Here is a 25,955-nt window from a genome sequence, read left to right on the forward strand (position 1 = left end):
GGTGAGGGCGTCGGCGATGGTGTCGCCGGACAGGACCGGGCGTTCGAAGGCGTACCCGATGGCCCGGCGCAGCGTGCGGCGGGGCAGCTCGGTGAGGGGGACGCCGTCGAGGAGCACGGCGCCGCCGGACGGGTCGGCGAGGCGGGCGGCGAGCGCGGCCAGGAGGGACTTGCCCGACCCGGAGCGCCCGACGACGGCGGTGACCGTCCCGCCGGTGATCACCAGCTCGGGGACGGCCAGCCCGGCGGCGGTCACGGAGCGGAACTCGACGGTGCCGGCGCCTTCCGGCAGGGCGCGGGTCCCGTACCGGGGGGTGCCGAGGGCGAGCACCTCGGCGACGCGGGCGGCGGCGGAGCGGGCGCGGGCGAGGCCGCCGAGGTAGCCGAGCGCCGTGCTGAGCGCGGCGCCGAGCACGGCGTAGCGGGCGGCGGCGTACAGCTCGCCGATCGTGAGGTCGCCCGCGGCGAGCAGCAGCCCGCCGGCGGCGAGTACGGCGACCTCGACGAGCGGCACGACGAGGCCCGCCTGGACGCCCGCGGTGGCGTTGGCCCGCCACAGCCCGAGGCCGCGCTCGCGCAGCCGGGGCAGCGGGCCGAGGATCCGGCCGGCCTCCCGGTCGGCGGTGCCGGCGGCGGCGATGGTGCGGGCGCCGCCGAGCGCGTCCACCAGCCGGGCCGCGATCTCGCCCTGGACCTCCTGGTAGCCGCCCGCGACGACGGTGGTCGTGCGCAGGAAGGCGCGCAGCACCAGCAGGATGGCCACCACGCCGGCGGCCAGGGCGGCGGCGAGGCGGGGGTCGATGAGGACGAGGGCGACGAGCGCGCCCACGGTGGGCACTAGCGGCGCCAGGGATCCGGTGACGGCCTCGGCCGCGCGGCCGACCTCTTCGGTGTTCAGCCCGGTGCGGGTGACGAGCTCGCCGCCGGGGAAGCGGCGGGTCACGGGCAGGCCGGCGCCGAGCACGTGCCGGAGCACGTTCAGGCGCAGGCGGGCGGCGCCGGCGGCGGCGCCGGCGCCGCGCGCCCAGACGCCGAGGCTCTCGCAGAGCATGACGACCGCGACGACGCAGGCGCTGAGCGTCAGCCAGAACAGCTGCCGGGGCCCGGCGTCGACGAAGGCGTCGACGGTCCGGCCGATCAGGTAGGGCAGGGCCAGCTCGCCCGCGGAGCCGGCGATCGCGGTGGCGGCGAGGATCGCGGGCCAGGGCCCGCCGCGCCGTACCGTGTCCAGCACCAGCCGGTCTCCGGCCTGCATCGGTCCTCTCCTCCGGGGGGAAGAATGAAGCGGGTCCCCGCGCCGGCACCTGCGGTGCGGGGACCCGGAGCCACAGGATCTAGTGGCAGATGGCGACACTCAGGTTGCTGGGCTTGCCGGAGTGACACGTGAGAACCGTCAGCGTGCTGCCGCCGCTGGCCACGTCACTGGCCGCGGGAGCCTCAAGACCCTGCAGGTCAAGAAGAACCATGTGATTGCACCTCCTTCCGAAGCTCGTCGGGGACAGGCCGCTCGGGTGCGGCCTCAAGGAACGGCAGCCGGACGGTTCGCTCTCCCGGCCCGGTGCTGAGCACCGTGCCGAGAGCGAACAGGACGCCCGCCGTTCCGGTCGCGAAATCCATGGACAGCCGCAGGAGCTGGTCGCCCGGGAACGCCAGCCCTCCGGCGTGGGGCAGGGCGTGCCAGCTCAGGGCCCTGAGGTGAACGTCCGCCAGAGGGTCGCCGGCCAGCGCGGCGACGATGCCGGCGCGGCCGGTGAACAGCCCTGACTGGACGAAGAAGCCGGAGCGCGCGACGAGCCGCAGCGCGGCCAGTTCGCCGGCCAGCTCGTCGTCGTGGCGGTGCGCGAGATAGCGGGCCAGCACGAGGGCGATGCCGACGGAGCCCTCGTCCAGGTAGGGCAGCAGCCGCCAGCCCTGGTTCACCTGGAGGGAGCCGTCCTCGGCGCGCCGGCAGCGGCGCAGGTCCTGGCGGAGCGCGGTGCCCGCCAGGTCGAGCAGCGCCGGGTCGCCGGTGCGCTCGTAGGCGTGCAGGAAGAGCAGCGCGGGCCCGGACGAGCCGTACATGAGGCCGGCTCTGGGGTTGCTGCCGCCGCTGAGCTCGGGCACGTCGCCGGGGCCGCCGAGCCGGTCGGCGCACAGCTCCACGGCCCGGCGGGCCTCGTCGGGGAAGCCGAGGTGGAAGAAGTTCAGGCCGAGGCCGGACAGGCCGGAGTGCAGCGCGGGCTCCAGGTTCTCCCAGTTCTCGCGCAGGCTGATGGCGACCGCGTCGAGCGCCGTCTGGCGGTGGCCGAGCCGGTCCAGGACGTAGGCGATGCCGTGCAGCCCGTCGTACAGGCCGAGGCCGGAGCCGGATGCGGGCCGCAGCGCCCGGGCGAGCAGCCACTCCTCGTACTCGGGGAAGCGGCCGGCGCCGGTGGCGTCCAGCGCGTACAGGACCCCGGCGGCGCCGGTGGCGAGGTTGAGCCCGCCGCCGGGCTTGAACTGGGCCACGTCGCCGGGGAAGAGCCGGTCGTCGCGCTCGGGCGTGGCCGAGGCGCGGATGGCCTTGACCATGGCGGCGCGCAGCTCCGGCCACGGGGCGGCGCCGGGCATCGGCGGAGGCGGGGTCTCGGGCTCGGTCGCGGAGTCCGGCTCGGTGCCCAGGATGGTCGCGACGGCCCCCGCCACGCTCTCGCGGGGCACCGGGAAGGCGTCGGTGACGAGCTCGCCGAGGTGGGCGACCTTGGGCCGGTGCAGCGGCAGCATGATCGTGCACTGCGGGGCGAACAGCCCCAGCCGCAGGCAGGCCAGCGCGTACCGGTCGACGTCGGCGCCCTGCCGGTCCGGCGGCGCGGCGAACGCCGGGTGCGCCAGCGCCGCGCGGGCCCCGTCGCCGGTGAGCGTCGCCACCTCGTAGTCGATGAGCACGACCCGGCCGTCGTCGGTGAGCAGGATGTTGTCCGGGTGCAGGTCGCCGAAGACGACGCCGCGCCCGTGCAGCTCGCCCACGGCCCGTTCGACCTTGTCGAGGGTGTCGAGCGCCCAGCGGGTGTACTCGGCGAGGTCGGCGTCGGTGCAGGTGGCGCGGGTCAGCGGGTAGCGGTGCACGAGCCGGCGCTGCAACGGCGTGCCGTCGACGAACTCCTGCACGAGGAAGTGGTGCTCGCCCAGCGTGAAGTAGCCGCGCAGGCCCGGCGCGGCGGCCAGCCCGGCCAGCCGCTCCAGGATGTCGCGTTCGTGCTCCAGGCGGGCGACCGCGTCCCGGCCCGCCGCGTCCAGCCCGGCGTGCGGCCTGGCCTCCTTGAGCACCACCCGCTCCCCGGTGTGCCCGTCGCGTGCCAGGTAGACGCCGCCGCCGTTGGAGAAGTGCAGGACGTTCTCGATCGTGTACGGCAGGCCGGTGGTGGTGACGGCGTTGCGCGCGGCCAGATGGGGTTCGAGGAACCCGGGCAGCGTGGTCCACGCGGGCACCGTGAACGTGGCGCCGCGCACGTCGGGCACCAGCCGTCCGCCGCCGTCCTCGATCGCCAGCACGCGCTCGCCGGAGGCGGACAGGCAGTGCCGCTCGGCGAACCCGCCGTAGCGCACGAACAGCGGGCCGTCGCCGTAGCGCAGGTCGCTCAGGATGTACGGGCCGCTCACCCCGCGCAGCAGCTCGTGCAACTCCTTCAGGACGAGTTCGAGCTGCCCCTCGTCGCGCGGGTAGATCGTGACGAGCTTGCCGCTGGAGGCGCGGGAGGCGGCCTTGGAGTTCATCATGATGAGCACGGGCGCGCCGCGGAGGAACTTGAACGCGATGCCGCGCGGGACGCAGTAGTCCCAGACGGCGGCTATGGCGCGCTCGGCGTCGTCGGCCCGGGCGGAGACGTGGATCTTCCAGCCCTGGGCGGGAAGAGGCGGCTCACCAGTGGGGGCGTAATAGCACCAAGTATCGGTCTTGTCGTGAAACCAGCCCTCGGGAACGGGCCGGCTGGGGAATTCCGCGCCATCGGCTGTGCTGTGGTCGAGATTGTCGTAGAACAACGGATCTGCCAGGCAGTACAGCTCGTATTGGTCCATCGCGGCGACCTCCGGTGCGGCTCTGCGTTAGAGACTGCCCGTCGGGTCACCTTTGGCGCTAGTAACACATACCATGACTGATGTGTGTTGAATAAATGGCCAATAGTGAAATTTTCACTATAAGGTGCGCGGTAGATATACGGTGAATGTGAATTCGCCGTTGCGGAGCGCCGTCGCCTCCAGCCAGCCGCCCAGCACCGACACCCGCTCGGCCAGGTTGAGCAGGCCCTGGCCGGCGTCGCCGGGCCTGCGGGGCGGGCCGACGCCGTCGTTGCGGATCGACAGGCGCACCAGGCCGTCACGTTCCAGCAGGTGCACCACGCACTCGCGGGCGCTGGCGTGCCGCAGCACGTTCGTCACGCCTTCGCGCAGCGCGTGGGTGAGCGCCTCGGCGACCTCCCAGGGCAGCTCGCGGCACGACACCTTGACCTGGCAGCGCACCCCGACCGACTCCAGCAGGGCGCGGGCCGAGCTCAGCTCCCGTTCCAGCGAGGAGCGCCGTACGCCGTGGGCGACCGCGCGGACGTCGGCGGCCAGCCCGCGCGCCAGCGCGAGCGTCTCGCCCACCTCGCTCTCGCACTTGTCCAGATCGTCACGCAGCAACCGCTGGATGAGCTGGACCTTGAGCACCAGGACGGTGAGCCGGTGGCCGACCAGGTCGTGCAGGTCACGGGTGAAGCGGCGGCGCTCGAACGACACGGCCTTGCCGATCATCTCGGTGCGCGCCTCCGACAGGCGGTGCGCCCGCACGGCCAGGCTCACCACCGCGAACTCCGCCAGCCCGACCACCGGCGCGGAGACCGCCCAGCCGAGATCCACCGACGCCTCCTCGGGCGCCGCGAGCAGCAGCGGCCCGGCGACCAGCGCGAGCGCGACCAGCACCAGCGACCGGACCCGGTCCGCGGCCAGCAGCAACGCCCCGGCGAGCAGCCCGCACACCGGCGTCCACGCCGCCCCGAACAGCGGCAGCGGCAGGTAGGTCAGCCACGACTGCAGCCCGGCGGCCCACCACCCCGGCCTGCGGCCGGTGAGCATCCCGAGCACGAACCTGGCGTGCACGGCCAGCAGCACGAGCAAGGTCACCGACCCGGCCAGCTCCCGCCCGGACCCGGCCAGGCTCGACTGCACCGCCACGGAGACGCCGAGCAGCCCGGCGGTCAGCCCGATGCCGCCCGTCCACAGCGGGGACGAGGGACCGGCCGTCCAGGAGCGCGACCTGCGAACGCTACGTGTCTCTTCCACCCGTCCCCCGCCATGCGGCTGACCCGACAGGACCGTACCGTCGCGAGAGTGCCCACCACCCTCCCGCCTCTTATCCATCGGACCCGATCGGGCCGCTGTTGCACACCCCTGTCGTTGTAGACGGACGACACGGCCGGAAGGTTGGCCGTCACGGCACACGAGCCCGGCCCCGCGCGACGGCGCGGCCCACGACGGCCGCCGGACCTGGCAAGTAATATGCGCTCTTTGTCCCTTTTATCGCTGTCATTTCTGATGAAATGCCGCACATAATCGTCCCGAGGAAACCCGGGGGCGGTGTTGTTTTCTCGGCTCCCGCGTGCCTCGGGTCGTATCGAGGTGAAGGGACAGCATGAGGACCAGGACAGCAACACTGCTCGCCGGAATCGCGCTCGGCGCAACGCTCGCGTCACCGGCGGAGGCCGTGACGCCATCGCCCAGCCCGTCTCCGGCCGCCTCCGCGTTCACCTCGGTGGACGACGCCGACCTGACGAGCAAGATCGAGGGGTACATCGCCAAGTACGGCGGGAAGCGGCAGGGCGCGAACCAGATCGCCTGGGCGGACCGGGGCGTGGTCATGACGTTCCCCCCGCCCGCCCGGACCGGCGCGACGACCTACGCCCGGATCCACTGCGGGTACGGCAACTACTGCCTGTACCAGCACGCGCTGTGGGACCGCGACGGCGGCGCCATGATCGCCTTCTACGACTACAACCTGTACGAACTGGCCGACTACGGCTGGCAGGACATCGTCAGCGCCCTGGAGAACAACCAGTCCGGCCGGGCGGGCGGCACGATCTACGACGGAACCGCGACCCTGAACAGCTCCCGGGCCTGGTACAAGGCGGACGGCCTCGCCTCCGGCAACGACCGGGCCGACTACGTGAACGTCTTCCCCTGATCGCTCACCCCTTGAGTTCGGGGAACTGGTCGTCGCGCCACTCGCCGGGGGTGGCGCCGCCGCCGGCCTCGCGCGCCCGCAGCTCGACGCGGCGGATCTTGCCCGAGACCGTCTTGGGCAGCTCCGCGAACTCGATGCGCCGGACCCGCTGGAAGGGGTTCAGGTGGTCGCGGGCGTGCTTGAGGATCGAGTACGCCGTCTCCCTCGTCGGCTCGTGGCCCGGCGCGAGGGCGATGTAGGCCTTGGGGACGGCCGTGCGCACCGGGTCGGGAGCCGGGACGACGGCGCTCTCGGCCACCGCGGGATGCTCGATCAGGACCGACTCCAGCTCGAAGGGGCTGATCTTGTAGTCGCTGGCCTTGAACACGTCGTCGGTGCGGCCGACGTAGAAGATGTAGCCGTCGTCGTCGACGGTCGCCACGTCACCGGTGTGGTAGTGCCCGCCGGCCATCGCCTCGGCGGTGCGCTCGGGGTCTCCCTGGTAGCCCTTCATGAGCGACACCGGCCCGCGCGCGAGGTCCAGGCAGATCTCGCCCTCCCCCGGCCCGTCCAGCGGCCGGCCGGTGACGGGATCCACCATCACCACGGGGACGCCGGGCAGCGGGCGGCCCATCGAACCCGGCTTCACCGGCGCGCCCGGGGTGTTGCCGACCTGCGCGGTGGTCTCGGTCTGGCCGAAGCCGTCGCGGATGGTCAGCCCCCACGCCCGGCGCACCTGCTCGATGACCTCCGGGTTGAGCGGTTCGCCGGCCCCGATGACCTCGCGCAGGCCACTGGGCCGCTCGCCCAGGTCCGCGTTGATGAGCATGCGCCACACCGTCGGCGGGGCGCAGAAGGTGTTGACCCCGCGCTGCCGCAGCTGGCCGAGCAGCGCCGCCGCGTCGAAGCGGCCGTAGTTGTAGACGAAGATCGTCGCCTCGGCGATCCAGGGCGCGAAGAAGCAGGACCAGGCGTGCTTGGCCCATCCCGGGGCCGAGATGTTGAGGTGCACGTCGCCGGGCCGCACGCCGAGGAAGTACATGGTGGGCAGGTGGCCGACCGGGTAGGAGACCTGGGTGTGCTCGACCAGCTTCGGCCGCGACGTCGTCCCGGAGGTGAAGTAGAGCAGCACCGGGTCGCCGGTCGAGGTGCCCGGGTGCGGGATCGGCTCCCACGGCAGGCCGGCCGCCTCCCTGAGGTCGGCCCAGCCCTCGGCCGGGCCGACGCTGATCCGCGTGTAGTCGCCGGGCACGTCGTCGAAGCGCCGCACGTCCGCCGCGTTGCAGACGATGTGCCGCGCGCCGCTGCGGGCGATCCGGTCGGCCAGGTCGGCGGTGTTGAGCGCGGTGGTGGCGGGCAGGATGACGGCGCCCAGCTTCATCACCGCGAGCATCGACTCCCACAGCTCGACCTGGTTGCCCAGCATCAGCATGACCGCGTCGCCCTTGACGACCCCGCGCGCCGCCAGCCACGACGCCAGCCGGTCCGAGGCGCGCGACATCTCGGCGTAGCCGCGCTCGGTGGAGCTGCCGTCCTCCTCCACGATCACCAGGGCCGGCCGGTCGTTGCCACGGGCGACGGCGTCGAACCAGTCGACCGCCCAGTTGAACCGGTCGCCCAGCTCCGGCCAGCGGCCGTCGGCCACCGCCCGCTCGTGCTCACCGCGCAGCGACAGCAACTGGTCCCGGCTCGCCCTGTATGCCTCGGTGACGTCCATCGGGCACTCCTTCAGATCGATCAGCGCTGCGTCCCATCTCATACCGCGGACCGGGGATCTGTCACCCGTGTCCCGTCCGGACGCGGGACGGGCGGTCCGGGATGATCCCGGACCGCCCGCTCTCACCGGAGACGTCAGGTCAGTATCGTCGTGCACTCACCGGCGGTCACCCACTTGTGCGAGGTGATCCTGTCGTTCACGATGACGCCGTTGCTGAACCGGTTGTCGGTCAGGTTGTCGGCGTACAGCTCACCCGCCAGCAGGCAGGTGTGGCCGCCGCCATGGTTGATGTTCTCGTAGAACTTGACGGCGTCCCTGCCGCCGGTGAAGCCCCGGTTCATGACGGACGAGGCCTTGTCGGTGGCCGAGGCGCCCCAGTAGGAGCTGTTGCCCGGCGTGCTGATCAGCAGCGTGCCCTCGCAGTTCAGGTCCTGCCAGGCGTACATGTTGCCGTTGCGCGGGCCCCAGTCGTCGTCGCAGCCGCCGGCGACGCTGGTCCCGGCCGCCTGCGCGGCCGTGACGGGGACGGTGACGCCCAGGGTGGCGAGCCCGAGGAGCATCGCCGTGACGGTGAACTTGCGCATGATCGTTTCCTCTCTTCGGTGTTGCGGTGGTGTTGCGGTAGTGGTGTTGCGGTGGCGGGGAAGGGTCAGCGGCGTTCCGGGACGACGCGCACGGCCCGCTCGTAGGCCCGGTGCCCGAGGCGCCGGTAGGTGTCGACGTCCTCGCCGAACCGGTCGCGCAGGCGGTCCTGGTAGTACGCCTCCCTCGCCTCGGCCACGGCACGCAGGGAGGTCTCGCGGGCGCAGGTCGCGTCCGCGACGGCGGTCCTCCGCTCGGCGGCGAACCCCGCGTCGGTGCCGGCCCGGACGGCGTCGCGGGCCCGCTGGGGGTTCTCGTAGGGCTCCCCGGCGTTCCGCATGCACCGGGACCAGGCCCGTATCGCCGCGGTGAGCTGGGGGTCCGCCATGAGCTGCGCGCTGTAGAGCGAGCTGACGCCCATCGCGACCTTGCTCGTGCGGAACCACTCGGCCGGGTCGCCGTAGAGCTCGCGCTCGGCCTCCTCCGTGCAGCCGCCGAGGCGTCTGCGGATCTCCCCGCCGGCCGGCGACGCAGCCCTGAGCACGCGCGCGCCGTCGCCGCCGTCGAGCGCCGCGTCGAAGGCGGCGCGCCGGGACGGCGAGAGGCTCCGGCGATAGGCGCCGTTGGGGTCGCGCTCGCTCCCGGCGCCGATCCTGCTGCCGTACCCGTACGTACGCGCCCACGCCACGTCGTCCTGGACGTAGCGCACCGGGCGGCTCTCCCGCAGGGTCAGGCCGCGCTCCTCCCGGTAGCCGAAGCCGTGACGGTTCATGCACAGCCGCGTCAGGCGCTGTCGCGCGTCGGCGACGCGCAGCTCCTGCTGCCAGGTCAGCGCCCGGGGACGCGGCTCCTCCTCCGCCGCCGCCCGGCCGCCGGCACATCCGGTCGCGGTGGCCGCCACGACCGTGCACAAAGCGATGAACGCGCCTTTCATGTGGTCCGATCCCCCGTATGCGTTGGTGTCCCGCTTCCCCGTTCTCCGTTCCGGTCCTATCGCGGATGTGCCTGTTCGCTGTCGGTGGCGGCCGCCGAACAAACAAATGACGAACAAACGTTCCTGATGCAGAATGAGGTGACCGGCTCTACGGGGGTGGGGCGTGCCACGAGGGGAGCTCCCGCTGCCTCCCGGCGACGGCCCGCTGGTGAGGTTCGCGGCTGACCTGCGCGACCTGCGGCGGCGCGCGGGCGGTCCGACATATCGCGACATGGTCAAGCGGGCGCACTACTCGCTGGCGACCCTGTCGGGAGCGGCGAGCGGGCAGCGGCTGCCGAGCCTCCCGGTGACCCTGGCCTACGTCGCGGCGTGCGACGGCGACACCGCCGCATGGGAGAAGCGCTGGCACGCCACCGCGGCCGAGCTGGCCGCCGGAAGCGACCCCGAGCCGGAGCGGCGGGCGCCGTACGCCGGCCTGTCGGCGTTCCGGCGCGAGGACGCCGACCTGTTCTTCGGCCGGGAGCGTTTCGTCGGCGAACTGACCGAGCGGCTGGCCGGCGACCGGCTCGTCGCCGTGTTCGGCGCGTCGGGCGCGGGCAAGTCCTCGCTGCTGCGCGCCGGGCTGCTCGCGCGCTGGCCGCACCGGTCGATGATCCTCACGCCCGGCGCGCATCCGCTGGAGGAGTGCGGCGTCCAGCTCGCCCGCCTGACGGGCGCGTCCCCGGCGCGCATCCGCGCCGACCTGGCCGCCGGGCCGCGTGCCCTGCACCTGTTGGCGCGCCAGGTGGCCGCAGACTCACCCGGTGACCTGCTGGTCGTGGTCGACCAGTTCGAGGAGGTCTTCACTCTGTGCCGGGACGACACCGAGCGCACCCGGTTCGCCGAGGCGCTGGTCACGGCGGCGCGGGCGGACAACTCCCGGTGCCGGGTGGTGCTGGGCGTGCGGTCGGACTTCCACGCCCACTGCGCCGGGCACCCGGCCCTGCGCGACGAGCTGGCCCGCCCGCTCGTCCTCGGCCCGATGACCATCGACGAGCTGCGGCGCGCCATCACCGCGCCCGCCGCGCGGGCCGGCTGCGTGGTCGAGCAGGCGCTGCTGGTCGACCTCGTGGCGCACGCCAACGGCAGGGTCGGCGTCCTGCCGCTGCTGTCGCACGCGCTGCTGGAGACCTGGCGGCGGCGGCGCGGCAACACGCTCACGCTGGCCGGCTTCCAGGCCGCGGGCGGGATCGACGGCGCGCTCGCGCACACCGCCGAGCACGTGCACGCCGGCCTCGGCCTGGCCCAGCAGACGCTGGCCAGGGACCTGTTCCTGCGGCTCACCTCGCTCGGCGAGGGCACCGAGGACACCAAGCGCCGCGTGACGCTCGCCGAGCTGGACACCGACGACCCCGGCACCGAGGTCGTGCTCGGCCGCCTGGCCGGGCAACGGCTGATCACCGTCGACGGCGGCACCGTGGAGCTCACCCACGAGGCGCTGATCCGCTCCTGGCCGCGCCTGCACCGGTGGCTGACCGAGGACCGCGACGCGCTGCGCGCCCACCGCCGGCTCACCGAGGCCGCGCAGGCCTGGCAGGAGCTGGACCGGGACGACAGCGCCCTCTACCGGGGTGTCCGGCTGGCCACGGCGCCCGAGGCGAGCGGCAGGCTGAGCGGGCTCGAACGCGAGTTCCTGGCCGCCAGCGAGGCGGCCGAGGCGGCGGAGCGGGCGGCGGCCCGGCGGGGCGTGCGGCGGCTGCGCAGGCTGGTGACGCTGCTGAGCGTGCTGCTGGTGCTGGCCGTCGCCGCGAGCGCCGTCGCGGTCGTCGCCCAGCGCCAGGCGACCCGCGAGCGCAACACCGCCACCTCCCAGCGGGCCGCCGACCGGGCGGACGCGTTGCGCGTCACCAACCCGGCCCTCGCCGCGCAGCTCAGCCTGGCCTCCTACCGGCTGTCGGCCAACGAGGTGACCCGGGGCAGCCTGCTCAGCGCCTTCGGCACGCCGTACGCCACGCGGCTGACCGGGCACGGCGACGCGGTGACGGCCGTGACGCTCAGCCGGGACGGGCGGCTGGCCGCCACGGCGAGCGCGGACGGCACGATCAGGCTCACCGACACCGGCGACCGGCGCCACCCGCGCCCGCTGGCCACCGTGACGGCGGACACGCGCTCGGCGGCCCTGAGCCCGGACGGCCGCACCCTGGCGGCCGGCGCGGAGGGCGCGGACGGCGCGGTGCTGCTCTGGGACACGAGCGACCCCGCGCGTCCCACGCCGCTGCCGCGCCTCGCGGGCTCCGGGGGCGGGGTCGGGGTCGGGGCGGTGGCCTTCGGCCCGGACGGCCGTACGCTGGCGGGCGCGGGCGCCGACGGCACGATCCGGGTCTGGGACCTGGAGGGCGGCGAGCCGGAGGTGCTCACCGGGCACACCGGCGCGGTGCGGTCGCTGGCCTTCAGCGCGGACGGGCGCACCCTGGCGTCCGCCGGCGCCGACCGCACCGCGCGGTTATGGCACCTCGCGAGCCGGACGCCGGTGGTGCTGGCCGGGCACACCGGCGCGGTGAACGCGGTGGTCTTCACCGGATCGGGGCTCGCCACCGCGAGCGACGACCGCACCGTGCGCCTCTGGGACCGGGCGGGCCGTCCGCTGGCGGTGGCCGAGGGCCACACCGACGCCGTGCGCGCGCTGGCCTTCACCGGCGACGCGCTGATCTCCGGCGGGGCCGACGCGTCCGTGCGGGTGTGGGACGTCGCCGACCCGGGGCAGGTGCGCGAGCTGGCCGCGTTCGCCGGGCACACCGGCGCCGTCACCTCCGCCGCGTTCGCCGGGCACACCCTGGTCACGGCCGGCTCGGACCAGACGACGCGGCTGTGGGACCTGCCGGGCGACACGCTCATCGGCCACCGCAGCTCCGTCTACGGGGCGGCGTTCAGCCCGGACGGCCTCTGGCTGGCGACCGCCGGCTACGACCGGACCATCCGGCTGTGGAACGTACGCGACCGCACGTCGCGCGTCCTCGGCGGGCACACCGGCCCGGTCAACGCGGTGGCGTTCGGGTCCGGCGGCGCCCTGCTGGCCAGCGCGAGCGCGGACGGCACCGCCCGGCTGTGGAACCTCCGCGAACGCACCTCCGTCGTGCTCGCCGAGCACGGCGACGCGGTGGAGTCGGTGGCGTTCGGCCCCGGCGGCCGCCTCCTGGCCGTCGCGAGCGCCGACAGGACCGCCGCGCTGTGGGACGTCCGGGCCCGCACCCGGCTGACCACGCTGCACGGGCACACCGGGCCGGTCAACGACGTGGCGGTGACCCGGAACGTCGTCGCCACGGCGAGCGCCGATCACAGCGTGCGGCTGTGGGACGCCGGCGGGCGGCTGTTCTCGGTCATCCAGGGCCACGAGGACGCGGTCAAGTCGGTGGCGTTCAGCCCCGACGGCCGGACGCTGGCCAGCGCGGGCTCCGACCGCACCGTGATGCTGTGGGACGTCGCGGCCCCCGCCGCGCCCACGCGCCTGGCGGTGCTGAACGGCTACACGGACGCGGTCAAGTCGGTCGCGTTCAGCCCGGACGGCCGCGTCCTGGCCACGGCGAGCTCGGACCGGACCGCCGTCCTGTGGGACGTGGCGAGCCGGACCAGGCTGGCCACGCTGCGCGGCCACGGCAAGCCGGTCGACGCCGTCGCCTACGCGCCCGACGGCCGCACCGTCGCCACCGCCGGCGAGGACTGGTCGGCCAAGCTGTGGCCCACCGACCCGGCGCGGACGGCCGCCCGCGTGTGCGAGGTCACGAGCCCGCCGATCACCAGCGACGAATGGTCCCAGTACTTCCCCGGAACCCCCGCCGAACCGCTGTGCCCCCGGCGATCACGTCCAGAGTGAGCCCGTCAGGGATCTGTCGGGCAGCCCCATGGCGACCCAGGCGGCTTACCCGGCCGACGTGCTCGACGCCGTCCCCGATCCCCGCCGCCGCCGCGGACGCCGTTACCGGCCGCCTCCGCGCCGCGCCGCCGGTCACGGTGTGGCCGTGCCGCCGTCCACGCCGATCGCCGGGAGCGGCCGTGCCGCCCTGGTCGCCGCGCCCGCGTCAGGCCCGCACGCCGCCTCCAGCAAGTGGTTCCCGAGCGCGAAGTCGATGGCGTGCGCGACAGGACTACCGTTCTCGTCGACCTGCTGGTAGTTCCTCAGGTTGGTGCCGAACGCGAACTGGCGTCCGCCGCCGGTGCTGGAGAACGCGAAGGTCTGCATGCCGGGGACGCTCCCGTCGTGCCCCCAGAATCTTCCGCATGGCAGGTCGAGGGGGAAGGTCCCGAGACCGTAGTCGATCACGGCACCCGAGAAGGACCGGATGGGCACGGTCTTCTGCATCTCGGCGAGCAGAGTCGCGTCGAGCAGCTCGCCGCGCAGCAGCAGCCGGAAGAAGCGGTTGAGGTCGTCCATCGTCGAGGCGACCGCACCCGCCGTCCAGGCCCAGGACATGTTGTAGACGCTGTAGTCCTTGGGCGGGTCGAAGTAGCCGAACAGCGCCTCGTACGCCTTGGAGTTCGGCCCGGGCAGGTACGGCGTGCGCGGGAACGACGTGTGCCGCAGCCCGGCCTTCCGGAAGACATGCTCGGTCAGGTACCGCTCGGCACTCGTGCCCGTCACCTTCTCCAGCAGCAAGCCGGCGATGACGAAGTTCGTGTTCGAGTACGACCCGGGTGCCACCCCCGGCTGCCCGGTCGCTGGTGCGCCGAGCCCCGCCCGTGCCAGATCCTCCGGCCGGAAGGCGCGGAAGCGGTTGGCGTCCAGGCTCTCGATCGTCGGGAAGATCACCCCGGTGTGGTCGGCGATGTGGCTGGTGTGGTTGAGCAGCATGCGTACGGTGATCTGCTGCCCGCGCTCACCCGGGATCAGATCCGGCAGGTAACGGCCGATGGGGGCGTCGAGTTCGATCGTGCCCTTGCCGACCTGCTGTAATACGCCCACGGCGACGAAGGACTTGGTGATGCTCCCGGCCCGGTGCACCATCTCGGGCCGCATCGGACGGCGGGTCTCGACGTCGGCGACGCCCGCGGCTCCCTTCCAGCTCCGCCGGCCGTCCACGACGTTCGAATAGGTGCCGTACATGCCGGCCTCGTGCATGGCGTCCAGCGTCTGGCGCAACCGCTGCCGGTCGAGGCCGCCGTCCTCGGCGGCGGCCACGGGTCCCGCCGCGAGCAGCGCGGCGGTCAGGGTCGCGGCTCCCAGCCGCGAGGCGAGCGTGCTGAATCGACGAATGGTCATGGCACTCAGCATGAGCCTTCCGCTCGGCGGAGGTCAGTGCGCTGTGTCACAGCTCCCGCATGACAGAAGTCAGCTCTCACGCCCGGACGGCCGCGTCCTGGCCACGGCAAGCCGGTCGACGCCGTCGCCACCGCCGCCGAGAACTGGCCGGCCGAACTGTGGCCCGCCGACCGGCGATCACGTCGAGGGTGAGCCTGGCCGGATTCGGGTCTCAGGCAAGCCGCTGATCATACAGATCGGCCGCCAGATCAGCCGGCGCGTCGGACCCCAGCAGCTCGATCGCCTCCAGACGGCACAGAAGTTCGAGTACCGAATCCTCCGCGAGGTCCATCAGCATGGTGCGCGACATGCTCTTGTCCCATTCTCCTATCTCGACCGCGATCTCCACACGCGTCCAGCCGTCCAGATTCGGGTTTCGGGCAAGGCGCTCCAGAGCTGCCAGCCCGAGCGAGGCATCGAATTCCAGAAGATAACGCGCGGCCCGGAGGCACTCCCCGGAGCCGGCCGATGTGCTGGCGTGAGTCAGATCCATGAGCAGCCTGACCCCGAGACCGAAATCGAGTTCCACCAGTTGCCTTGCGGCTTCGATCCGATCAAAACGCGAGCCGCGCGTATTTTCGGCGATACGCACGAGCGGGGCCAATCCCTTCTCCGGCGAGAGATAGAAAAGTTCGTGAGCCGCCGCGATACGCAACTCAGCAGCGAGGTGACCCGATTCCGAGGAGACTGCGATCCGGCTGAGCCGGTTCGCAGCGGCTGCCCGGACCGCCGCACCCAGTTCCACACCGTCACGCAGCAACGTCGCAACAAACATCGCATCGCCCGGCTTCCCGTTCTGGAGCGCGTGCAGCGCCCCTCTCTCAAATGAGACGCCGGATCTGACGCACGCGTGCGCGAGGAACTGCCGATATGACTGCTCATCGCGCTGGAGGAACACCAGATAATTCGCTACGTCCGGCGTCAGTTCATATGCTGCGTACTGGGCGGCCATATACTCTTCCACGGTCATATGGACGAAGACGAATTCCCCCCTTCGCTGCGTCATGACACCGCTCTGCCGCAGCAGATCCTGGAGGATCTGAATCCATTCGCCTTCCGGCATGCATCGGGGCCATAAAGACGCGGTCCATGCCTGCAGCAGCTCGATCAAAGGCCGCTGATCACCACGATGGCGCATGGCGGCAAGGCGCTCGAGCAAGGGCCGAGCCCTACGCACCAGGATCTCCACAGCCCGGCGGGCCGCCGGCCCGTACAACTTCGCCCGTCGATCCAGGCGCTCATAGATGTCAACGTGCTGATATTGCTTGGACATCAGCAAAGTGATGTAGCGCTCATAGAGTTCGCCCCGGCTGTGAGGTAGGCCCTGCGCGGGGTTCCCGGCAAATACGACACAAAGCATCGTGGCGAGCAGAGGGACACGAGCCAGATGCGCGATCCTGCTGCGCTCGAGCTCCGCTCGGAAGCGCTCGGCCAGCGGGCGTGGCCGATCGAGATCCAGGGCGTCGAACCACAACTCCGCCAGCGTCAAGAGCTGATCAGGAGAGAAAGGCAGGATCTCGTACGCGCCCGCTCCCGCCTCCAGCAGCTGATCGATCTCCTGCTGTGGAAGTGGTCGGCTGGCGATGAGGAATCGATAGTCTTCCGCACCACGTCGATGCGTGATCGAGTTGATCGCTTCGCGCCTGCCGTCGGCCGTGAGGATTTCGTCGATGCCGTCCACGAGAAGAAGCCACGGCACTCCGGGTATGGGCTGTCTGGCGAACCACTCATCAGGCAGGCTGACGTCGAGCCACGTCCCCAACTCCCGGTTCACAGCGGCAGCCAGGGTCGCGCTGAAGCTGGTCCGGCTTCTCAGTGCCCTGGCCGGCACGTACGCAGGGACGAAAGCCCCGTCCTTGACCGACGACCAGTCCCGGGCCGCCATCTCGGCAACATATCTGAGCAGGCTGGACTTGCCCGCTCCCGGGCGGCCGAGGATGAGGGTGTTCCGGTGCCGGGTGAACAGCTGCTGCGTGCCACTCGTCCCAGGGTCAGCCGATTCGGGTCCTGGCAGGTGGATGAGTGAATCCTCCTCCCCTACACGCTGCAAGCTCACGCCATGCTGGCGAAGGTAAACCGTGGAGAGCGGCGGCGTGTTAGGCATGGAGACCGCATACGGGTGGGACCGCACAAAACCACGCAGTGCTTCTAGATAGGCCAGCAGCTGACGGCTTGGATAGCGCCATCCTCCGGCACGTAGCTGTTCATCCTCGAGGAGGTCCAGCCAATCGATGTTGGTGTGCGGAGGCAGATGGTGACGCGACAGATCCGGATATGCATCGAGGATCTTGTCAGCCGGGATCAGTCGACTGACAGAGTCGTTTCGGTCGCCCAGCCTGACAACCCCGCACACGCCGCCCGTACGTCGGTTGAGCACGGGGGCGCCGCTGAATCCGGGAGTGAGGCGCGCACCACTGGCGCGGATCAACTCCCCGTCATGCCGCTGCGAGGGACCGTCGTACTTCAGTGCGACTGAGTCCCCCGATGAGTACGAGCCCTTGGGATAGCCCCAGGACCACAGGTCGTCGCCGGGCGAGACCAGCGGCGCCAGAGCAACGAAGGGGTGGTCAATGGACGTTTCCCAGTACAGCGCCGCGAGATCCGGCGAGTCCTCGTCGCGAGACCTCGTATTCACCCGGAACTCTATTTGGCGGCCCTGCCACTGCCCGCGCACCACGTTTTCCCCGGCCACCACGTGAGCACAGGTCAGCACCACCCCGGGCGCTATGAAGAAACCGGTGCCCGTGCTCGCCCCGGAAGAGAGCGCGACCGTGGCTGACTTGAGAGCGAGAGGCAGAGGATCGGCAAGAACCATGTCAGCTGCCCGGGCGCGTCCATTCAAGTGTCACTTTCACAGCCGACTTACCGGTTCCCTTGCCGATGAAAGCCACCAGGGAACCGCTCTCGACAGCGAATTCACAGCCGAATTCAACGGTCATCTTGCTTGTCTCCAGCTCACGCAAGGTTTCTACCAGATCGCCGGCGAATCCACTGAGCGCCGACAGGGCATCCTTGAGTTTGTCGTCACGGGAGGACAGTTCAATCTCGCCGTCGACGGGAGCAGAGATGGGCGTGGCGGAGATATGGACCAAGTCACCTGCACTGGTGCGTACAGGAACAATCACACTGTCCGATTCCAGGGGCATGGCGCTCCAAAGGGGTGTGGATCGGGATGCACTCCCGATTATCGCACCACGAACGCCCGCCACCCGCCTCTTCGCATAGCACAACAAATAGACCTATTTGAGGACAAATAGGCGAGCGGATCGATCTATCATCCCCACCACATGCGCGCCGCTGGCCACCCTCCAAACCGCGTTGCCGTGGCAGCCGGAAGCGGAGCAGAGTGCCTTCTCGACGTGCCGCCGAACGACTGGGGCCGGGCGGTGAATGGCGCGGTGTGGAGTGATGGCCGGCCCGCTCGGGGGCTCTTGAGGAGCTCACCGGCCATCCCGTGCGCAGGTGAAGATCGGGACGGTCCCGGATCGGGGACTCGGCCTGGTCCGGCCCGGTTGGCCGTCGACGGCAGCCGGGCGGCGGGTCCTAGGGTGGGCGTCATGGAGTACATGCGACTGGGTAACAGCGGTTTGCGGGTTTCGCGGGTGTGTCTGGGGATGATGAGCTACGGCGACCCGGCCCGCCAGGAGTGGGCGCTGACGGAGGAGCAGGCCGAGCCGATCGTGCGCCGGGCGGCCGACGCCGGGGTGACCTTCTTCGACACCGCCGACGTCTACAGCGCCGGGGCCAGCGAGAGCGTGACCGGCAGCCTGCTGCGTGGCATCTTCCGCAGGCGCGACGACTACGTGCTGGCCACCAAGGTCTACTTCCCGATGGGCCGCGGCGCCAACGACCGGGGGCTGTCGCGCAAGCACATCCACGCCGCCGTCGACGCCTCGCTGCGCCGCCTCGGCACCGATCACGTCGACCTCTACCAGATCCACCGCTGGGACGACGAGACGCCGATCGAGGAGACGATGGAGGCGCTGCACGAGGTCGTCAAGGCGGGCAAGGCCCGATACCTGGGCGCCTCCAGCATGTGGGCGTGGCAGTTCGCCAAGGCGCAGCACGTGGCGGAGAGCAACGGCTGGACGAAGTTCGTCTCGATGCAGAACCACTACAACCTGCTCTACCGGGAGGAGGAGCGGGAAATGCTGCCGCTCTGCGCCGACCAGGGCGTGGGCGTGATCCCGTGGAGCCCGCTGGCGCGCGGCGTGCTGGCGCGCGCCGGGTCGGCCGCGACGACCGCCCGTACGGGATCGGACGAGCGCATCGGCTACCTGTACGAGCCGGACAACGACCGGGTCATCGTGGAGCGGGTGGCGGAGGTGGCGCGCGGGCGCGGGCTGCCGGCCGCGCAGGTGGCGCTCGCCTGGCTGATGCGGCAGCCGGGCGTCACGGCGCCGATCGTGGGCGCCACCAAGGACGCGCACGTGGACGACGCGGTGGCCGCCGTGGACGTCGAGCTCTCGGACAAGGAGCTGAGCTTCCTGGCCGAGCCGTACCGTCCTCGGGAGGTGCGTTTCTAGCCGCGGGCCTGTCCGGCGTTCTCCGCGCCGGTGCGACGCGTGCCCTGACGTGGCCGGGACGTACAAGACCGCAGGTCGCGGACGTAGCAGGATGCCCGTATGACCTTCGACCGTTCCGTGGCCGCCGCGTTCATGGCCGGCCACGCCAGGATTCTCGACCGGCGCCGCTTCGACCTGCTGTGGGGCGACGGTGACGCCGGCGGCGTGCTCGCCGCGCTGGACGCCTACCGCAACCCCGGCGGCGGCTACGGGTGGGGGCTGGAGCCCGACCTGCGCTCGCCCGAGAGCCAGCCGGGGGCCGCGCTGCACGCCTTCGAGGTGTTCGGGGAGATCGCGCCGGACATCTCGCCGCGGGCGGCGGAGCTGTGCGACTGGCTGGCGTCGGTGACGCTGCCCGACGGCGGGCTGCCGTTCGCGCTGCCGCTGACCGTACCGGCGGCGACGGCGCCGTGGTGGTCGGGCGCTCCCCAGGACGTCTCGTCGCTGCAGATCACCTCGGTGTCGGCGGCGGCCGCGTATCGCGTCGCCGCGCACGACCCGGCCGTGGCTGCCCACCCGTGGCTCGCACGGGCCACCGACTACTGCCTGCGGGCGATCGAGGAGCTGTCCGACCCGCACGCGTACGTGCTGTCGTTCGCGGTGCGCTTCCTCGACGCCGTGTACGAGATCCGCCCGGAGGCGGCCCGGCTGCTGGAGCGGCTCGGTGGGCACTTCCCCGCCGAGGGCGTGCTGCCGGTGGCGGGCGGTGCCGAAGGGGAGGTGCTGCGCCCGCTGGACGTAGCGCCGTACCCGGACCGGCCGGCCCGCGCGCTGTTCTCACCCGAGGTGATCGCCGCCGACCTGGACCGGCTGGCGGCGGGACAGCGGGACGACGGCGGGTGGAGCGTCGACTACGCGCGGATCTCGCCGGCGGGCGCGCTGGAGTGGCGCGGCGTGGCCACGGTGGGGGCCGTCGACGTCCTGCGGCGCAACGGCCGGATCTGATCTCCGGATCTGTCGGTGCGGGCTTCTAAGCTTGGGGCCATGGCACGGGCAAACGAGGAGGCTGCGGCCGCCCTCCAGGAATACGCGGAGCTGTTCGCGCTCACCGGGGGCGACGCTTTCCGGGTGCGCAGTTATCAGAAGGCGGCCAAGGCGATCGCCGGCTTCCCCGACGACATCGCGGCGGTCGACGTGCGCGGCGTCCCCGGGGTCGGCGAGGCCATCGCGAAGAAGATGGAGGAGTTCCTGCAGCGCGGGAGCTTCCGGCAGCTCGACGACCTGCGCGGGCGGGTGCCCGAAGGGGTGCGGCGGCTGACCCGGGTGCCGACCCTCGGCCCGAAGACCGCGATCATGCTGTTCGAGGATTTCGGCATCGACTCCCCCGCGTCGCTCGGCGAGGCGATCGCCGCCGGCCGCCTCGACGGCGTCAAGGGCCTGGGCCCCAAGACGCTGGCCAACCTGGCCAAGGGCGTCGAGCAGCTGGAGCAGTCCGGCCGCCGGGTGCACATCGGCGTCGCCATGGCGCTGGCCGAGCAGGTGATGGCCTCGCTGGAGGCCGAGCGCATCGGCTACGCCGGCTCGCTGCGCCGGATGAAGGACACCATCGGCGACATCGACATCCTGGCCGTGGCCGACGAGTCGATCATGGCGGCCTTCCGCGCCCAGCCCTACGTCGCCGAGGTGATCGCGGCCGGCGACAAGAAGACGTCCGTGCGCACCACGTCCGGCATGCAGGTGGACCTGCGGGTGGTGCCGGCGGGCTCGTGGGGCGCCGCGATGCAATACTTCACCGGCTCCAAGGAGCACAACGTGGCCATCCGGGAGATGGCGGTGAAGAAGGGCTGGAAGCTGTCCGAGTACGGGCTGTTCGAGGGTGAGCGGGTGATCGCCGCCGAGTCCGAGGAGGAGATCTACGCCGCGCTCGGCATGCGGTTCGTCCCGCCGCCGATGCGGGAAGACGGCGGCGAGGTGCAGGCCGCGCTGCGCGGCGAGCTGCCGGCCCTCCTGCAGCTGTCCGACCTGCGCGGCGACCTGCACACGCACACCGACCTGACCGACGGCATCGCCACGCTCGAGGACATGGTGGCGGCCGGCGCCGCCCGCGGCTACTCCTACTACGCGGTCACCGACCACGCCCCCGACCTGGCCATGCAGCGCATGACCCTGGACAAGGCGCTGGAGCAGCGCGAGCGGGTGGCCAAGCTGCAACCGCGCCATCCCGGCATGCGCATCCTGCACGGCACCGAGCTCAACATCGCGCCCGACGGCTCGGTCGACTGGCCCGGCGAGGTGCTGCGCACGTTCGACGTGTGCGTGGCGTCGGTCCACTCCCACTTCACGATGCCGCGTGAGGAGATGACCCGGCGGTTCATCGCCGCCTGCGAAAACCCGTACGTGGACATCATCGGCCACCCCACCACCCGCAAGATCGGCAAGCGGGAGCCGGTCGACGCCGACTGGGACGCGATCTTCCGCGCGGCGGCGCGCACGGGCACGGCCATGGAGATCGACTCCTATCCCGACCGCTCCGACCTGCCGTCCGACCTGGTGCGGCTGGCCAAGCACCACGGGGTCAAGTTCTCCATCGACAGTGACTCGCACGCCATCCCGCACCTGGCGCACCAGCGTTACGGCGTCGGCATCGCGCAGCGGGCCTGGCTCACCACCGACGACGTGATCAACGCCTGGCCGCTGGAGCGGCTGCTGGCCTTCATCGGGCGCTGAATCGGGCACTGGGTCGGGCGCTAGAGCTGGCCCGGGTCTGACGCGGCCGCCCGGCCTGGTCAGCTCGGGGTCTGCTCGTCGCAGAACACCTCCTGCAACAGCTTCTCCTGCGGCTTCACGTACGCCTGCGACGGGTCGATCGCGGCGTCTCCCATGGTGAGCGAGCCGGTCAGGGTCTTCTTGCCGTCGGGGGTGCTGTACATGATCGCCGCATACCCCGCCAGGGCGCTCCCGTTGTGGTGGATGACGGTGCCGCAGTTGGGGCCCAGGTCCTGCACGAACACTCCCAGGCCGTAGCCGAGCGCGCCGCTCTTGGGGTGCGGCTTGCGCATCTCCGCCATCAGCCTGGCCGGCAGGAGCTTGCCGCGGTTCAGTGCGGAGAAGAACGTGGCGAGGTCCCCGGAGGTCGAGATCATGCCACCGGCGGCGCCCAGATAGCTGGGGTTCTGACGGGTGACGTCGACCACCTTCCACTGGCCGGCGTCCTCGTAGCGGTAGTAGCCGTGGGCGTGCGGCCCGGGGATCGCCGTCCGGGTGCTCGGTGGCAGGGTGTGCTTCAGGCCGAGCGGCCGCAGGATGCGCCGCTGCATCTCCTGGGCGAACGAGTGGCCGGTGATCTTCTCGATCAGCAACTGGGCCAGCGTGTAGTTGGTGTTGGAGTAGCTCCAGTTCGTCCCCGGCTCGAACCGCGCCGGCTTGGACAACGCGAACCGCACCAGATCCTCCTGCCGGTGGCTGCGCAGCCGCTTGTCCACGAGGTCCTGCCCCGTCCCGATGATCCCCGGCACGAACTTCCCGTCGGAGTCCAGCTCGCCGGTGTAGTTGTACACGCCGCTGGTGTGCTGCAGCAGCATCCGCACCGTGATCCGCCGGTCCAGCCCGAACCGGGGCAGGTGGCCGGCCACCGGGGTGTCCAGCCCGATCTCGCCCTCGGCAACCAGCTGCAGCATCATGGTCGCGACGAAGGTCTTGGTGACGCTGCCCACCCGGAACAGCCCGTTCGCCGGCGGCTTGGCGGCGCTGCCCAGCTTGCGCACCCCGGCGCTGCCGGTCCACTCGCCCCGCTCGTCGTTCACGCGCATGTGCGCCCCGGCGAAACCGGCGTCGACGAACGCCTGGACGGCCTTCTGCGTCTCCGGGCGGTCCTGCCGGGCGACGGCCTTCCGGACGGCCTTCTGGACGGCCTTCGAGACGGCCACGCGGCTGTCCGCGGCGGCCACCGCGGGAGTGACCGTCCCGGCCAGCAGCCCGGCTGCCAGGGTCGTGACCGCCACCGGCCGGAAGATTCTGGATGCACTCATGATCGGTTCTCGCAATCGCGATAGTACGTGTTTCGGGCAGCTCGAAAGCTACGTTGCGTTCAAGTTCGAGTCAATCCGCGAAAGGGTGTTTGCGCACGTCAGCCCGGCAATATTGGCGCAATGGCGCTGCGCTCGAAAGCAACACCGTGTTGCAATGGTTTGCCCGCTAAGGCAACACTGACAGGCGTGTCACGACGACGATTGACCCAGCAGGAACGCCAGCGCATCGCGGCCGGGCTCAGCGACGGGCTCACCTACCGCGAGATCGCCCGGCGGCTCGACCGGCCCACCTCGACGATCACCCGGGAGATCGCACGCAACGGCGGCCCCACCGGCTACCGGCCCCAGCAGGCCCACCAGGCGGCGATCCAGCGTTCCCGGCGCGGTACACCGGCACCCCTGCCCACGGCCACGCCCACGGCCACGGCCACGGCACCGACACCGGTCGCCCTGATGGAACAGGAGATCATCGAGATGGCGGTCAGCGCGGGGATGCCGAGGACGGCCGCGCGCGTGCACCATGACCTGATGCTGTCCGAGGACGGCAGGCGCACCGCCGCCGACCTGGCCCGCAGACTGAACGTCAGCCCCGCCTCCGTGTCCGTGGCCGTGAACTACCTGGTCCAGGCGGGATACGCGCGGCGCGAACGCGATCGGCGGCACCGTCGCGACATCTATGCGATCGACGACGACGCCTGGTACCACTCCGTCGCTATCAGCAGGCGGCAGACCCTTGAGACGGTGCGGGCCACGAGGGCGGTGGCCGAGACCTACGGACCCGACAGCCCGGTGGGGCGACGCCTGGCCAAGACGGCGGCGTTCCTCGAACATCTCAGCCTGGACATGATCGAGTCGGCCGACCGCTGGCGCCACCTCCTGGCGTGACCGCCCGGCGACACAGCGCAGGGGAATGTTACGCACCGTCACGTCAGGGCAGGATCGGCGGGGGCGGGTTCGGCTCACGACGGGGACAGGGTCTTGCGCGAGAGCTCATTACATGGTTTACAGGTAGGAAATAGGGAAAGGACCATGCGGGGAGGTCGGGCATGACGCACACGCTGGTCACGATGGTGAAGCCGGTGCCACGGAGTCTGTTCGTGCTGCGCGGCGTCAGTGCGGAGATGCGCTGGGAGGGCATGGCGGGTCAGGGCTACCACACGCCCACCGACCGGTTCTTCGTACGCAACCACACCCGCACGCCGCACATCGACGCGGCCACGTGGCGGCTGCGGGTGCACGGCGAGGGGGTACGGCAGGCGGCCGGCTGGTCCTACGAGCAGCTGCGCGCCATGCCGTCGCGGACGGTCGACGCCGCCATCGAGTGCGCCGGCAACGGGCGGCGGTTCTACGGGACCCAGCAGGGCGAGCCCGCGCCGGGGACGCAGTGGGGGCTCGGCGCCATCGGCGTGGCACGGTGGCGGGGCGTGCCGCTGCGCGACCTGCTGCGGGCGTCGGGGATCCGGCGGGAGGCGGTGGACGTGCTGGCGCGGGGGCTCGACGCGCCGTTCGAGGACTACGGGCGGGTGCGCCGGCCGCTGCCCGCCGGCAAGGCGATGGACGACGTGCTCGTCGCGTACGAGATGAATGGCGAGCCGTTGCCGCCCGACCATGGATTTCCGGTGCGCCTGGTGGTGCCGGGGTGGGCGGGAATAGCGTCCATCAAGTGGCTGGGTGACATTCAAGTTTTCACCAGGGAGATATTTACGCCGTGGAACACCGAGTTTTACCGGGACGTCGCCGAACAGCCGGTGAAGAGCGCGTTCGAGCTCGCCTGGGACGCAACGCTGCCGGCGGGCGGCCCGTACGTGCTGCGCGGCAGGTCGTGGTCCGGGCACGGGCGGATCGTCCGCGTGGAGGTCAGCACCGACGGCGGGGCGACCTGGCGCAAGGCCGGGCACCATGGGCAGCACCTGGTCAGAGCCTGGCTGCCGTGGCACGTGGAGTGGGCGCCGAGCCGTCCTGGACAGCACGTGCTGATGGCCAGGGCGACCGACGAGACCGGCGCTACGCAGCCCGCGGCGACGCCGTGGCATCCGCAGGGCTACGGGTTCGACGCCGTCGTGCGCCATCCCGTACGGGTGCCACTCGGTTAGGGAAATGTCACTGACCGGGGCTGAGCTGGCCATTCGGGGAACGGGGTGCGCGAGGCCGCCGAATTCATCTGTAAGACTTTCGCGGAAACGTACGGGAAATCCTTTTGTGTGATCGTCGACCCTGTCCCCGGGAGAATGGGAGAGCAGATGCGCCAGCTGACCGCGCTCGACGCGCAGTTCCTCAACGTCGAGTCCGCGACGACCGCCGCGCACGTGGCGGGCCTGGCGATCGTCGACCCCGCCGGGGGGCGGCTCAACCGGCGGGCCCTGGCCGGGCTCCTGCTGCGGCGGCTGCACCTGGCTCCGGCGCTCGGGCTGCGGCTGGCCGAGGTGCCGTTCGGGCTGGATCGTCCGTACTGGGTCTCCGACCCGGACTTCGACCTGGACAACCACCTGTTCGAGCTGACGCTGCCCGCGCCTGGCGGTGAGCGGCAGCTCGCCGGCGCGGTGGCGGAGATCCACGCCAGGCGGCTGGACCGGGCGCATCCGCTGTGGGAGATGCACCTCATCCACGGGCTGGCCGGCGGCCTGGTCGGCGTCTACACCAAGGTGCACCACGCGGCGATCGACGGCGTCTCGGGCGCCGAGACCCTGGCCGCCCTCCTCGACCTGACCCCCGAGCCGGCCCCGCCCTGCCCGGCGACGGCCGCCAACGGGCAGCCAGAGAGGCG

Annotated in this window: 19 protein-coding genes; 8 read left to right on the forward strand and 11 right to left on the reverse strand. The window is 71.6% G+C overall.

Annotated elements, in window-relative coordinates; all coding sequences use genetic code 11:
- The 4 genes from ADY59_RS35030 to ADY59_RS35040 form a co-directional block, all read right to left on the reverse strand.
- Window positions 1-1,254: ABC transporter transmembrane domain-containing protein (locus ADY59_RS35030; RefSeq protein WP_049571668.1), on the reverse strand; the 1,254-nt coding region annotated here is incomplete at its 3' end.
- Window positions 1,255-1,333: 79 nt separating this feature from the next.
- Window positions 1,334-1,465, reverse strand: coding sequence for a SapB/AmfS family lanthipeptide (locus tag ADY59_RS50550; RefSeq protein ID WP_156325919.1), 132 nt, complete (start codon window positions 1,463-1,465; stop codon window positions 1,334-1,336).
- Entirely contained in the window at window positions 1,452-4,034 is a 2,583-nt protein-coding gene (lanKC, locus tag ADY59_RS35035) for a class III lanthionine synthetase LanKC (protein ID WP_049571671.1), read from the reverse strand. The genes ADY59_RS50550 and lanKC overlap by 14 nt, the downstream gene beginning before the upstream one ends.
- Before the next feature lie 117 nt (window positions 4,035-4,151).
- A complete protein-coding gene (locus ADY59_RS35040) occupies window positions 4,152-5,276 on the reverse strand; it encodes a sensor histidine kinase (protein WP_049571674.1) in 1,125 nt (374 codons plus the stop codon).
- Window positions 5,277-5,625: 349 nt separating this feature from the next.
- Between ADY59_RS35040 and ADY59_RS35045 the strand changes: the two genes are divergently transcribed.
- Entirely contained in the window at window positions 5,626-6,174 is a 549-nt protein-coding gene (locus ADY59_RS35045) for a hypothetical protein (RefSeq protein ID WP_156325920.1), read from the forward strand.
- A gap of 4 nt (window positions 6,175-6,178) precedes the next feature.
- Here the strand turns inward: ADY59_RS35045 and ADY59_RS35050 are convergent, their stop codons facing one another.
- The 3 genes from ADY59_RS35050 to ADY59_RS35060 form a co-directional block, all read right to left on the reverse strand.
- Entirely contained in the window at window positions 6,179-7,870 is a 1,692-nt protein-coding gene (locus ADY59_RS35050; protein WP_049571681.1) for an AMP-binding protein, read from the reverse strand.
- Window positions 7,871-8,004: 134 nt separating this feature from the next.
- Complete coding sequence (locus ADY59_RS35055; protein WP_049571684.1) at window positions 8,005-8,454, reverse strand: peptidase inhibitor family I36 protein; 450 nt, start codon at window positions 8,452-8,454, stop codon at window positions 8,005-8,007.
- A gap of 65 nt (window positions 8,455-8,519) precedes the next feature.
- Window positions 8,520-9,386: a hypothetical protein gene (locus tag ADY59_RS35060; RefSeq protein ID WP_063780880.1), complete on the reverse strand. Its 867-nt coding sequence runs from the start codon at window positions 9,384-9,386 to the stop codon at window positions 8,520-8,522.
- 163 nt (window positions 9,387-9,549) lie between these two features.
- Between ADY59_RS35060 and ADY59_RS35065 the strand changes: the two genes are divergently transcribed.
- Window positions 9,550-13,236, forward strand: a complete 3,687-nt coding sequence (locus ADY59_RS35065) for a WD40 repeat domain-containing protein (RefSeq protein ID WP_197094005.1) — start codon at window positions 9,550-9,552, stop codon at window positions 13,234-13,236.
- Window positions 13,237-13,368: 132 nt separating this feature from the next.
- Here ADY59_RS35065 and ADY59_RS35070 read toward each other — a convergent pair whose 3' ends face one another.
- The 3 genes from ADY59_RS35070 to ADY59_RS35080 all read right to left on the reverse strand — a co-directional run bounded on the left by ADY59_RS35070 (window position 13,369) and on the right by ADY59_RS35080 (window position 17,804).
- Window positions 13,369-14,619 (reverse strand): serine hydrolase domain-containing protein, encoded by a 1,251-nt coding sequence (locus tag ADY59_RS35070; RefSeq protein ID WP_049571687.1) that lies wholly within the window; start codon window positions 14,617-14,619, stop codon window positions 13,369-13,371.
- Between the two features lie 211 nt (window positions 14,620-14,830).
- Window positions 14,831-17,473, reverse strand: a complete 2,643-nt coding sequence (locus tag ADY59_RS35075) for a serine protease (protein ID WP_049571690.1) — start codon at window positions 17,471-17,473, stop codon at window positions 14,831-14,833.
- Window position 17,474: 1 nt separating this feature from the next.
- On the reverse strand, window positions 17,475-17,804 hold the full coding sequence (locus ADY59_RS35080) for a CU044_2847 family protein (protein ID WP_063780881.1): 330 nt from the start codon (window positions 17,802-17,804) through the stop codon (window positions 17,475-17,477).
- Between the two features lie 411 nt (window positions 17,805-18,215).
- Here ADY59_RS35080 and ADY59_RS35085 point away from each other — a divergent pair, with 411 nt between their 5' ends.
- The 3 genes from ADY59_RS35085 (at window position 18,216) to polX (ending at window position 21,890) form a co-directional block, all read left to right on the forward strand.
- Window positions 18,216-19,184 (forward strand): aldo/keto reductase, encoded by a 969-nt coding sequence (locus ADY59_RS35085; protein ID WP_049571699.1) that lies wholly within the window; start codon window positions 18,216-18,218, stop codon window positions 19,182-19,184.
- A gap of 99 nt (window positions 19,185-19,283) precedes the next feature.
- Entirely contained in the window at window positions 19,284-20,168 is an 885-nt protein-coding gene (locus ADY59_RS35090) for a hypothetical protein (RefSeq protein ID WP_049571702.1), read from the forward strand.
- Window positions 20,169-20,207: 39 nt separating this feature from the next.
- Window positions 20,208-21,890, forward strand: coding sequence for a DNA polymerase/3'-5' exonuclease PolX (gene polX, locus ADY59_RS35095; protein ID WP_049571704.1), 1,683 nt, complete (start codon window positions 20,208-20,210; stop codon window positions 21,888-21,890).
- Window positions 21,891-21,949: 59 nt separating this feature from the next.
- Here polX and ADY59_RS35100 read toward each other — a convergent pair whose 3' ends face one another.
- Complete coding sequence (locus ADY59_RS35100) at window positions 21,950-23,191, reverse strand: serine hydrolase domain-containing protein (RefSeq protein WP_049571707.1); 1,242 nt, start codon at window positions 23,189-23,191, stop codon at window positions 21,950-21,952.
- Window positions 23,192-23,377: 186 nt separating this feature from the next.
- Between ADY59_RS35100 and ADY59_RS35105 the strand changes: the two genes are divergently transcribed.
- From ADY59_RS35105 to ADY59_RS35115, 3 genes are all read left to right on the forward strand, one after another.
- Window positions 23,378-24,076: a GbsR/MarR family transcriptional regulator gene (locus ADY59_RS35105; RefSeq protein WP_231619043.1), complete on the forward strand. Its 699-nt coding sequence runs from the start codon at window positions 23,378-23,380 to the stop codon at window positions 24,074-24,076.
- Between the two features lie 161 nt (window positions 24,077-24,237).
- Window positions 24,238-25,284 carry a sulfite oxidase gene (locus tag ADY59_RS35110; protein ID WP_053175450.1) on the forward strand — a complete coding sequence of 349 codons (1,047 nt, stop codon included), beginning with the start codon at window positions 24,238-24,240 and terminating at the stop codon, window positions 25,282-25,284.
- 147 nt (window positions 25,285-25,431) lie between these two features.
- A partial coding sequence (locus ADY59_RS35115) for a wax ester/triacylglycerol synthase domain-containing protein (protein ID WP_049571712.1) occupies window positions 25,432-25,955 on the forward strand: 524 nt, incomplete at its 3' end.

The sequence above is a fragment of the Nonomuraea sp. SBT364 genome (assembly GCF_001083785.1).
GTDB lineage: Bacteria > Actinomycetota > Actinomycetes > Streptosporangiales > Streptosporangiaceae > Nonomuraea.